This window comes from Massilia sp. CMS3.1, assembly GCF_051262535.1.
GTDB lineage: Bacteria > Pseudomonadota > Gammaproteobacteria > Burkholderiales > Burkholderiaceae_D > Telluria.
In genome coordinates, this window is the sequence record NZ_JBIMES010000025.1 from 17,740 (window position 1) to 29,218 (window position 11,479).

Below are 11,479 nucleotides of genomic sequence, written 5' to 3' on the forward strand. Positions count from 1 at the left end.
TCTACCGCGAGAGAATTATAGGTCGGGATCATTAAGTAATCTTTTTGGAGGTTACGGGTAGCTGCATGGCTACCTAGGAGAGGCGGGCGTCGGGTTCCCATCCAAGAGACGTTTTTCTAATATCTAGGCTAAGCCGAGTATTTCTAAGTCATCCGTGGGATTCGCACCTGGTTGGCCGATCCACGATTGTGACAGTAGGACAGACTATTCGCAAGGTAACGCAAAAAAGCGTCGCTGCGCTCTATACGTCGGGTCCAACCAAGCTTGTACGATCGAGCTTTGATCCCTTGAACAAGTGCTGAGGAGATGGTAGCGGCTAGCAGCCGACTCAACCTACTCTGAGCGATCCCAGCACTCCACCGCTCCTTTCTCCGTTGAAGGGTGATGTGGTGCCTAAGCAAGCGCCAAATGATGGTCATGCTGTCTGTCGTCACCCGGACAACTACTTAGGCTGACGCATGCTTTTCTGTCCACTGGTCATTGGTCTAGTGGACACGGCATCTGCTAAAGTGTTTCTCGCGGCGCTCGGAGCAGACGCCATACACCGGAGGCTGAGTTGCCGTTACGCATTGATTTTATTGAGATTCGAGAGCACCGGAGTACCCAGATGGGTGGCTTCGAAGAGCTCTGCTGCCAACTTGCTGCCTTGGAGGACCCGGCGGAGGGCTCACGGTTCGTTCGGAAAGGTCCCGGAGCGGATCAGGGCCTTGAGTGCTACCGCACTTACATGGACGGGCGCGAAGTCGGCTGGCAAGCCAAGTACTTCGTGAATGGATTCGAATCAGTCCAGATTGCGGATATTGCCGAATCCCTGCAGCGCGCGATGGCCGCCCATCCGCAGCTGAAGAAGTTCATTGTTTGCCTGCCTATCGACCTCCGGGACAATCGTTCGGGCAAGAAACGTAGCCAGGTTCAGCGATACGAAGACTGGTGTGATCAGAGCATTAAAGCCGCCGCGGCGCAGGGTCGCATCTTGGACATTGAGCTTTGGAGCGCGTCGAGCATCACAGAGCGCCTCGCACGCGACACCCCTGCCTACTCTGGGCGGGCCCGCTACTGGTTTGACACTGTCCGCTTCAGCTCGGCTTGGTTCCGTGAGAGATTCGAGGTTCCACGCCGCAATCTCGGCGAGCGGTACAGCCCTGAGAGCCACGTCGACTTGCCTATCCAGCACGCGTTGCAAGCGCTCGCGCGTGATCCGAAATTGTTGGCGGAGCCAGCCGGCTGGGCAGCAGAGATCACCTACCGCCTAGACGGAGCTACGCGCATTTTGGCGCGGCACGGCTTAACGTCCTCTGCTGACCGGATGAAGCAAGTCTGCGAACCGCTGCTCGATGCCCTGGCAGGTTCACCGGTTACGTTGGATGCTTATCTTCCACTAGACACTTGGGCTGCACTGTCGGCGGTCGTCGTGCAGAACGTATTAAGTGCGCTGACCGAGCTTCAAGACAAAGTCGCTGACAATGACAGTGCCATTGCTCGGAGACACCTGTTCGATCTATATTCCTCGGTGGACCACGTGCGCCGCGAGCTAGTCAGCACGCGTTGGCGACTGGCAAACAAGCGAGAACTGGTCATCTCGGGACAGGCTGGCATCGGCAAGTCACATCTAGTGGCCGACTTCGGCGCAAAGCAGCTTGAGCTGGCACGCCCTTTTGTGTTGGTTCTGACTGGAACCCTGATTGAGGCCGACCCTTGGGAACAGATTAGCGGGCAGCTGGACCTGGCTCAGGTCAGTACGAATGAGTTCCTCGGAGCTCTGGACGCTGCTGCAGAGGCCGCCGGTTGCCGGTCTGTGCTTGCGATTGATGCCCTAAACGAGAAGCACGGAGTCGACTTGTGGGAGACTCGACTGCAAGGGTTCGTTGCGCAAATCCAGCGGTTCCCCCGCTTGGCGTTAGTCCTCACTGTGCGCGACACGTATTTGCAATATCTCCCACTGAAAGGACTCGAGCATGTGATCCACCGTGGGTTCGCTGGCCATGCTGGGGCCGCTGCCAAGGCATACCTCGACCAGCGCGGCATCGCGCGGCCCAGCTCTCCAAACCTGGCTCAGGAATTCGAGAATCCACTGTTCCTGCGGACGTGCTGTGCGTACTTAGACGCGGAAAACCTCAAGCAGCTGCCCAAGGGCCTGCAAGGAATCACGACGATCTTTGATTTCTATCTGTCGGCCGTCGCAAAAAAGGTTGAAAAAGGGTTGCGGCTTGTTCCCCAGCAGAAAATTGCGCGTAGGGCGCTCGACGGCTTCCTTGATGTTTGCGCTACGCACGGCGACTTCGGCAGTCTAACACTCGACGCGACTATCGAACTATTCGAGCGCTTTCACAATTCAGGGGGCATAGCGGACAGGAGCCTTCTATTGGCGTTTCTTTCCGAAGGCGTGCTGACGCAGGAAGCCGAGCGCCACGACGGCAGGAATGTCGAAACCGTTAGATTTACGTTCGAGCGGCTGTCCGACCATTTACGAGCCGAGCGTCTCATCGCGCATTTTGACCCCGCCGACCTCCAGGGCTCAATCCAGCGAGAGCCCCTGGCTACTTACTTTGGTCCGCAAGCATCCTGGCGCTTTGCTGGGGTCATCGAGGCACTGGCGGTCCAGTTTCCCGAGCGGTTCGGGTACGAATTGTTCGATTTGCTGCCCAAGGACGCGATCGACGACCCGTCACTTGCTAATGCATTTGTCAGCTCGCTTGCCTGGCGTGCTCCTACAGCATTCACGCAGCGGACGGTCGATTGGGTGTCCACGCTTTGCAAGCTCACCGGCCAATGTTCTTATGGGCTGCTGCTGCTGGTTTGTACTGAGCCGGAGAATCAGTTCAATGCCGAATGGCTGCACCATGATCTCTGGCAGCTTCCCATGCCTCAAAGGGACGCCGTGTGGTCGGTCTTCCTCGCGGAAGACGACTTGAGTGAGGGAGGTACGGTTGAGTCCCTCATTGAGTGGGCATGGCAGGTGGAAGCCGGTGAAGTGGAATACGAGCGTGTATGGCTCGCTGCCGTCGCACTGACTTGGTTTCTTTCCACCAGCAACCGTGCCGTGCGAGACCGTGCCACGAAAGCGCTGGTAAATCTGCTGTCCTCCAATCTCAAAGTTGGCGTCGCCCTGCTCGACAAGTTCCGTCAAGTCGACGATCCGTACATATTTGAGCGCTTGCTGGCCGCATGTTACGGAGCAATGATGCAGGGGGTAGACGACGCCGCATGCACGGCCGTTGCGTCAGCGGTTTGGACGAACTACTTCGCAGGGGAGCGCACACCGCCTCTTCACCTGCTAGCACGCGACTATGCACTTGGCTGTTTGCTGTACGCCCGAGCTGTTGGCCAGCTTCCCCCAGAAGTCGACATTGAAGCCGGCAAGGCCAAGTTCACTTCGCCCTGGCCCTTGGAGCCAGTGACCGATGATGATCTCAAGGACTACTGCAAGAAGGGGTACGGCGATTCCATTTTCTCGTCGACCGAAAAACATGGGGATTTTGGTGACTACACTTTACGCGCATGGCTGCACGACATCGTGAGCCTGCCGCGAGCGCTCGTGGGGCAGACAACGCAGCAGCTCTACGAGCACTGGGAAACCGGCTTCGAGGCTCAGGCTACGGCAGCGCAACTTCAGACTCGCACGAACCTGCTTCGTGCTAGCTCGAACTACCGGCAACGCCCCGAGCGGGATTGGTTCAGCAAGAAGACCAAGGACGAGTCGACGCGACTATGGAAAGAGCTGGCAAATGCGAACGCGTTTTTTAAAGACCAGCTCTCCCCTGAGATGCTCGCTGAGTACAGCGATTTCGCCGAGCAGCACCTGCTTGAGGCAACCAGAATGAACGACGATGGTAGGCGTCCTCCCGAATTCGACCACGCGACCGTGAGGCGTTGGATATGTGTTCGCGCGCACACGATGGGGTGGACCGAGGAGCTCTTCGAGAAGTTCGACGAGGGACCCCACATCTGTCGCGAGCGCATGGGCAATCACCGTGTCGAGCGGATAGGGAAGAAGTATCAGCACATCGCTCTGGCCGAGGTCACCGCTCGTCTGACCGACAACCTCGCTATGTGCTCCTACCACGACGACGGCAAGCTACGAGCCATCGAGTACGGGCCCAGCGGCCGCGACATGAAGAAGGATATTGACCCTTCCCTCCTTGTACGCGGCACGCAAGAGTCTGGCTGGTCCTCGACTCCAGTTACATGGTGGACGCCGTCCTCCCCGCGGCTGCCGTCCGGCGACACAGACTTGCTCCTTTCCTGGGTTGCGGTGGAAAGTGACCTGTGCAACGACCCCGAAGAGATTGAAGTGGTGAGCCCCGACAGTCACCGATGGCTTGTTGTCCATAGCTCTCGCCATTGGAAAGTCCCAGGTCAGAGCAGACGTAATCACGCAGACGCTTGGTCCAGTATTACGTGCTTGGTCACTTGCCTAGGTGCTGGCCCTAAATTGGCCAAGGACCTGCTGAGCAAGCAACGTGGTGACTCGTCGAGACTGTCGGACGACGGGCGCCTGGAAACCTTCTTGGGGGAGCACGGCTGGCGCAATGGAGAGGAAATTAATCTTTCGAAGGACGCCTCCATAGGTATTGCCACTCCCTACACTGGCATTGTCGAGTCTCTCACTGCCGAAGGCAATACCGAGGACAACTCGATCAACGAGTCGTTCACGCTCCACCTTCCGTCCGCAGTCGCCATGAAGCTTCTGGACCTACACCTTCGCAGCGGCAGGAAGCCGGAATACGTTGACGCTGCAGGAGTTCTTCGGTGGCAAGATCCTTCCCTATACATGCGTGGTGCCGGCGCAGGGGTGGTCTCTCGCGACTACTTCCTGGAACGCCTCGCCAAAGCGGGACTCGAGCCGGTATGGATTCTCTCCGGGGAGAAGAACGTCTATGCGGGACAGGACTTGGATGGCGGTAATGGGTTTGGTGGCCGCCTTCATCACACTACTGTGTTCACCGTTGATGGTGGAAGCTTGAAGCCGTTCGGCCAGAAAACTGATCTGTTCTCACCCAGCAAGGAACAGATGAAAGCGCTCAGGGAGAACCGATAAGGAACGGCACTGCCAAAGGAAGTACATGCCCCGCGACTGTCTAAACACTCTTTTCCTTTTATAAAAAACATTAGCTCATAGCAAGAATAACGACTGAGTTGCAGTTGTTTATGTCCAGGGATTTGTTGAGAAATCCTGCTCGCTTTCACGCGTTCCATGCCTTTCGTCAGAAATGCGTCGCTCCCATCCACGCCTTGATCGTCGCGTACGGATGCTCGACAGTCGAACGCCGGATTCGCATGGCATCCGGCGTCTGTTCCAGACGCGCCTGCATCTCATCGAGCACGTCCTGATGTTCCCAGCGGGTCACCCGACGCTGTGAACTCGGCGTGCACTTGTCCTTGAGAGCACAGCCTTTGCAGTTCGAGCTCCAGTACCGGTGGTTCGTCATGCCTTTCTCGACGCTGGAAGCGCCATGTCAAAGATTCGCCTGCCAAGCAGTGGTACTCATTCTTTTGCGGGTTGTAGATGAGGTCGGCCTTGTCGAATCGACCGTCGGCCTTGATGATGGTGATAGCAGACACAAAGAGGTCAGCAGCATCAACGCTCTCCGCCCATGCCGTTACGTTCGTATTGGCCTTGCCAAGCCGCACGTTGCGGAGTTCGGACACCACGTTGGTATCGAGAACAAACATCATGAAAAATCAGCCGCCCGTGTTTCGATGGTCACGCGGGGAGGCTCGAGCTCAATGTCGGTAATACCCGGCATAGCCAGCGCATCAGCAATGTTGCGCCGCTGCTTTGTAAGTCGCTGATATTCCTCAAAGCTCATCAGTACATGGGCCGGCCGGCCTCGATCTGTGATGAACACCGGCCCATTGGTTGCGGCACTTTTTGCCTCGCTCACCCCTTGGTTGAACTCGCGGCTGGATATGGTGGTAATGGTCATGGCAACCCCTTATGCTTGCTCTATGTAGTGATGTTACTACTAGAGCAAGTGAGTGCAAGCTAACTGGTGTAAACGAATAATAAAGTTTGCCACATGCATCCATATGGGGAGGCCGTTCCAGCACGCTGTTCTTACAAATAATGTTTGCCATAGCTTGCAGGGCGAAGGCTTCGGTGAAGTCCCCTTTCAACCCAGGCTGTGTAAAACGCGAGATCTGCGTGTTGTCGGGGATCTCTTTACCATTCCCGACCTCGAGAAAACGCCGTCGACAGCGCTCTGAGAGCCCGGGTGTCGCCGGCGTACTGCCCGCTTTGTGTTTTTACACAGCCTGGACCGGGAGCGAACGTACACCGAAGGTCCACCAGCGGCGAAGAACGGACGTTTTTAATGAATGCAATAATGCAACCGTTGTTCGTGCATGAGTTATCAGAGCAGCTAGTGAGCCCACCAACCCGACAAGTGGGTATGCGGCAGGGTAACGGCACAGTGGACAGTGCCGAACACGCAAGCGTAATCTGGCGTGACATGGTGTGAAGTCCGGCCGAGAACGGATGCGAATCAGATCTGAAATCAGAAAGCAATTAGATTCCGGCAGAAGCGTCTTTACCAGTGAATTGGGTATAGCCGCACTGCTCAGGCCCTTTATCTGCAAATTCAATCACCGGTTATAGGCCGGTCCATGCGACGTCCGACGAAGTGCAAAGTAGTGGTAGAAGCACACAGCCACACTGCGGTATAGGGATGCTAGTCTGATAGCGATACTTATCGCGGTGTACCATGCTCGCTTTAGAACTCCTGGAGTCACAATGGATCTGCAGTATTTCGGAACAATCGAAAGCAACGACCGTACGGTTGAGGCAATGCTATCCATGGATGTAGACAGACCGGCGGAATGCATGCTGCACGTCTGGGACGCAGGAGCCCCGCAAAAGACCCTACTCTGCGAACGTCACATACTAGACGACGGTGCCCACCTTTTGATACCGCGCACCCTTTTTCTCGTAGCCGAGAAGGGCGGGATATACCCTGCGCCAGTACCCGAAAAGGACCGAGCAAACTTTGATTCTACGCGCGCCATGTTGCGAATCGGTCACGATGGCACCTACCATGGTTCGTGGGTCAACGATACCGGCGCGGGTGGGGTAATCCGCCTGCAGTCAAGCACACCAACTGAAGTTAAGGCAGTCGATTGCAATCACTGGGCGGACTTCCGTGAGTGGGCGAACTCCATGCGACGGGACAAGCAGGCCACCTACTTTCGCGGCCACGGGTCAAGCAAATTTGCGCTAACAACAACCCTGCAACGTAATGGCCGCAACCGGCTTGAACGGTATTGCGCTGAAACACTACAACAGTTCCATCGGCATGCCGAAGCAGCACTCAACATCCGCATCGATATGAACAACGGCGATGACTACTCGATGTTGCTTGGTTTAGCGCAGCACTTTGGTCTTCCCACTCCGTTGCTGGACTGGTCCACTTCTCCATACGTTGCAGCATTCTTTGCGTTTGCGGATGCACTGGAAAACCGGGATGCGCGTCCAGGTATAGAGAAAATACGTATTTTTGCGCTTACTGAGCCGTTCGTTACCAACCATCGGACACCATCTGTTGTCCTTCCTTACTTCAAACCGTATGTATCACCGCTTGAAATGTCTTTCCGGAACAACCCTCGGCTGTACGCTCAACAAGGTTGCTTCATTGTCACTAATCACTCGGACCTTAGCGGTGTCATCAGAAAAGCTGAACTCGAGAATGGCAAGGAGTATCTGTTTGCTGCCGACATGCCTGCGAGGCTTGCCGAAGAAGTGCTGCAAGACCTCGCGTATATGGGGCTTTCTGGCGCTACATTGTTCCCCGGTCTTGACGGGGTAAGCCGGATGCTTAAGCATGAGATGGCCTTTGGACACCCAGCGCCTGAAGTAGTAACCAAACCGACACAAGACCCTCCGGCTGTTCCGGATAGCGGGTCAATTTAACGATGCCCGGTTGGGCGGACTTGAATCGCCACGAGTTTGCTAGACACTCGCGAGCCGTTGGAAATACTGCTTTTCATATTCGACCGGCGACAAGTCATTGCTGAAGCTGTGCCGACGCTTTGGATTGTAAAACATCTCGATGTAATCGAAGACATCCTGCTTTGCTTCTTCCCGAGTGCCGTAGGTCTTGCGTCGGATTCGCTCCCGTTTCAGGAGCTGAAAGAAGCTCTCTGCTACGGCATTATCGTGGCAGTTCCCACGCCGGCTCATGCTCTGCTGCAGGTTATGTTCGTACAGGAAGTCGCGCCAGTCGTAGCTACTGAACTGGCTGCCCTGATCGGAATGCACCATCACCGTATTCTTGGGGTGCCGACGCCAGACCGCCATCAATAGCGCATTCATCGCTAGCTCACGATCGATTCGAGAACTCATCGACCAGCCGACCACCTGACGCGAAAACAGATCAAGCACCACGGCCAGATAGAGCCAGCCCTCGTATGTTCGGATGTACGTGATATCGGTCACCCAAACACGATTCGGTTCCTGCACGTCGAACTGGCGCTGCAAATGATTGGGCGCCACCAGCGAAGGGACACCGCCCCGTTTGTATTTCCGCTTGGCGTAGCCGGTTTGCGAACGAATTCCGGCCGACCGCATAAGACGGTGGACTCGATTGATACCGCATTGTTCACCGAGCTCGCGCAGATCGTCGCTGACTTTGCGGTAGCCGTACACGCTGCCGCTTTCGAGCCACGATTCCTTGATGGGAACCAGAAGGCGCTTGTCTTCCCTAGCGCGGCGGCTTTCAGGGTTCAGGCGCCAGGCATAGAAGCCACTCGGATGCACCTCGAGCACTTTGCACAGCCGGCGCACCGGGAATTGGTCCTGTAACTCAGCAATTAAGGTGTACCTTACCCGGACGTCTTGGCAAAGTACACCGCGGCCTTTTTCAATATGTCACGCTCCTCCGTGACGCGCTTGAGCTCGGCCTTGAGGCGCCGCATCTCGTCCGATTGGGCATCGACGGCCTTGCGCTCCGCCTCGGGCACGCCATAGCGCTTCGTCCAGGCGTACAGGCTATGAATGCTCACCCCAAGACGCTCCGCTACTTCGCTTGCTGGGTGCCCACGCTGGGCTACCTGCTTGACTGCTGCAATCTTGAATTCCTCTGTGTACCGCTTGCCGCTCATACCTTCTCCTTGTGACCGATATTATGGCTCAGGAGTGTCTACAATAGTCGTGGCGATTCAACTTGTCAAAACTCGACATTCTCGAAGCATATACCGACGCCCGGCTCTGCCCACCTGCAGAGTGCTGTCCGAACCAGCGCTGTCGCCAGTCCGACTACTCAGCCGGGGTTGGAAACTCGGCGCCGTATTCCCACATGAGCTAGGCCACCATCGCAGTAGCGAGCGTCGACTGGTCTGCCCCGGCTGAGATCCTCGCGTTTTTCGTGCCACCCTATCGAGCGACCGAAGTCGTTGATCAGATCAATGCACTCACGCTCAACGATCGGGCTGGCATCGCTTCATCTGGTCGAGGGCGAAAGCGCCCGCCGCGGCACCGGACCAGATTGCCCTAGTCACCACATTTGCTAAGGCAAACGCGCGGTCCCACCGCGCTGTTGGCCTGATAGACGGGATCGTAGCCGTCAAGCATGGAGACCGAGTAGTTGGTCACTGGCCGGCTTCAAGGTTGGCGATATTCACTTCATTTTCCAGTTAGGCCGATGGTCGCCTTGCATCAACGATCTTCATCAGGTGGCTGGCCATCACGATCATCTCGCTCGCGTCGATCGCGCTGAGATGAACCCGGCGATGACTGTGCGGGTTCTTGTAGGAGCCGAGTGCCCCTGTCATCATGTTGAGCAGGGCGACGCGCTCGCCTGGTGGGTCGGCCAAATTCGTCAGGGAACCGTTTTTCTCGCTGAAAGCCTTTTGCGCCAGCGGCACACCGATGTCATCGGCAGAGAACCCGCCCGCTTCCCGAATCGTGATCTCTAACTCGCGGAAAGCCTGAAACACCGCCGTGTCGTACTCGCCCCTCATGAATGCTGACCAACAGCACTGGAGGGTAGACGGATGGAGCATGCTGCGCGGAAGCAGTACCGAATTTGCGTAGGCCTCGACCCCAGCACGGTTATTCAGCTGCTTCCCCCGTCGAGTCACAAAATGCCAGCCGGACGTTTCACCAGGCACAGGCGCGATCAGTCCTTCATGTAGAAGCCAATTCCACCCTTCCGCCATCGCATGCGCCACTACTTTTCGCTTGTTTTCAGGGAACGGTCCGAGCGTGTCGGGATGAGTAAACGAAGTGGGATGAAGAGGATTGCCGATGCCATCCTCAGGAGTGACCGATGTTATGAGCTCCAAGCCTAGGCCAGCCAATTCTTCGGGTTCAAGGGCCAAGACAGCGTCTGCATCTGAAAGGAGAGTGAAGAGGGTCGGCATAGTCAGTAAACTTTGGAAAGGAAAACTATTTTACATGTGCCTCAGACCAAAGGATTGTCCATCAATTTCTGGCTGTTCAGAATCGACCGTTTGTGAACAGGTGTAATCCGACCTGACGCGGACCGCTCATAAAATAGCCTATTTACTTATGAACATGTTCATATGTAATATGGACGTTATTGGAAGCTATTGAACTTTCTTGGACAGCGGAAAGTGGTCAAAATGGCAATTTTCGGATACGGTCGGGTCAGCACGAAGGAACAGACGACGGAGAACCAGCGCCGGGAGATCGAGGCGGCCGGCTATGCCGTTGACTACTGGTATGCGGATGAGGGCGTATCGGGGAAGGTCTCGGCGGCGCAGCGCCCGCAGTTCGCCAAGATGCTCGGCCAGATCCGCGACGGCGAAACCCTGGTGGTGACGAAGCTCGATCGTCTCGGCCGTGATGCCCAGGACGTCGGCGCCACGATCAAGGCGCTGGCCGCGCGCCGTATTGAAGTCATCGTCCTGCAGCTGGGGAAACTCGACCTGACGAGCGCCGCCGGCAAGCTGATGCTGACCATGCTTGCGGCCGTGGCCGAGATGGAGCGGGATCTGCTAGTCGAGCGCACCCAGTCCGGCTTGGCGCGGGCGAAGGCTGAGGGCAAGACCCTGGGACGCCCAGCCCTCACCACGGACGAGCAGCGCGCGAAGATGGTTGCCCGGTTTAAGGCCGGCGAATCGATCAGTGCTCTCTCTCGCGACTACGACGTCTCGCGCGCCAGCGTGATGCGCATCGTGAAGCCAATCCCTGCCATCCAATAAGGAACACGCTATGAAGCGCACGTACGAAATTCACCCGCGGCCAGCAGGCATCGGAGGCGGCTGGAAGCTGACGTTGCTCGAAGACGGGCAGGAGGCTGGCGGTGGGGTGTTCCCAGTTCCGGAAGATGATCCGCACCAGGGTATGACCTGGTGGAATGCGCTGACCGAAGAGCGGCGCGCGCACTGGCTGATGATGTCTGCTTCGGCCATACCCGCTGCAGCGCGCCATGCTTATTTGCTGGCCCATGCCTACAACGAAGCCTTCGAGGAAGGCGAGTCTTGGGCGATGTAGTCACACAGGGTGCAGAACTTCCGCTTA

7 protein-coding genes and 2 pseudogenes are annotated in these 11,479 nt (G+C 56.7%); 4 read left to right on the forward strand and 5 right to left on the reverse strand.

Going from position 1 to position 11,479, the window contains the following annotated elements:
* Positions 1-607: 607 nt before the first annotated feature.
* On the forward strand, positions 608-5,038 hold the full coding sequence (locus ACHAC9_RS22855; RefSeq protein ID WP_435763809.1) for a hypothetical protein: 4,431 nt from the start codon (positions 608-610) through the stop codon (positions 5,036-5,038).
* A gap of 169 nt (positions 5,039-5,207) precedes the next feature.
* Here the strand turns inward: ACHAC9_RS22855 and ACHAC9_RS22860 are convergent.
* The 3 genes and pseudogenes from ACHAC9_RS22860 to ACHAC9_RS22870 form a co-directional block, all read right to left on the reverse strand.
* Positions 5,208-5,538, reverse strand: a pseudogene (locus ACHAC9_RS22860) (transposase); the annotation flags it as partial.
* Positions 5,533-5,676 (reverse strand): annotated as a pseudogene (locus ACHAC9_RS22865) (VapC toxin family PIN domain ribonuclease); the annotation flags it as partial. The pseudogenes ACHAC9_RS22860 and ACHAC9_RS22865, both read right to left, overlap by 6 nt.
* Positions 5,673-5,927: a type II toxin-antitoxin system Phd/YefM family antitoxin gene (locus ACHAC9_RS22870; RefSeq protein ID WP_435763811.1), complete on the reverse strand. Its 255-nt coding sequence runs from the start codon at positions 5,925-5,927 to the stop codon at positions 5,673-5,675. The gene ACHAC9_RS22870 and the pseudogene ACHAC9_RS22865, both read right to left, overlap by 4 nt.
* A gap of 806 nt (positions 5,928-6,733) precedes the next feature.
* On the opposite strand from ACHAC9_RS22870, the gene ACHAC9_RS22875 reads away from it, so the two are divergent.
* A complete protein-coding gene (locus tag ACHAC9_RS22875) occupies positions 6,734-7,906 on the forward strand; it encodes an FRG domain-containing protein (RefSeq protein WP_435763813.1) in 1,173 nt (390 codons plus the stop codon).
* 39 nt (positions 7,907-7,945) lie between these two features.
* Here ACHAC9_RS22875 and ACHAC9_RS22880 read toward each other — a convergent pair.
* Both ACHAC9_RS22880 and ACHAC9_RS22885 read right to left on the reverse strand, forming a co-directional pair.
* Positions 7,946-9,096, reverse strand: a protein-coding gene (locus ACHAC9_RS22880) for an IS3 family transposase (RefSeq protein ID WP_435763815.1) whose coding sequence is annotated in 2 segments (ribosomal slippage) — positions 7,946-8,856 and positions 8,856-9,096 — 1,152 coding nt in all. Because the reading frame shifts where the segments join, the coding sequence is not laid out codon by codon here.
* A gap of 531 nt (positions 9,097-9,627) precedes the next feature.
* Positions 9,628-10,314, reverse strand: a complete 687-nt coding sequence (locus ACHAC9_RS22885) for a TIGR02391 family protein (protein ID WP_435763817.1) — start codon at positions 10,312-10,314, stop codon at positions 9,628-9,630.
* Between the two features lie 264 nt (positions 10,315-10,578).
* Between ACHAC9_RS22885 and ACHAC9_RS22890 the strand changes: the two genes are divergently transcribed.
* Together ACHAC9_RS22890 and ACHAC9_RS22895 are read left to right on the forward strand one after the other, a co-directional pair.
* Complete coding sequence (locus ACHAC9_RS22890) at positions 10,579-11,160, forward strand: recombinase family protein (RefSeq protein WP_435763819.1); 582 nt, start codon at positions 10,579-10,581, stop codon at positions 11,158-11,160.
* Between the two features lie 10 nt (positions 11,161-11,170).
* Positions 11,171-11,452 carry a hypothetical protein gene (locus tag ACHAC9_RS22895; protein WP_435763821.1) on the forward strand — a complete coding sequence of 94 codons (282 nt, stop codon included), beginning with the start codon at positions 11,171-11,173 and terminating at the stop codon, positions 11,450-11,452.
* The last annotated feature ends 27 nt before the right edge of the window (positions 11,453-11,479 follow it).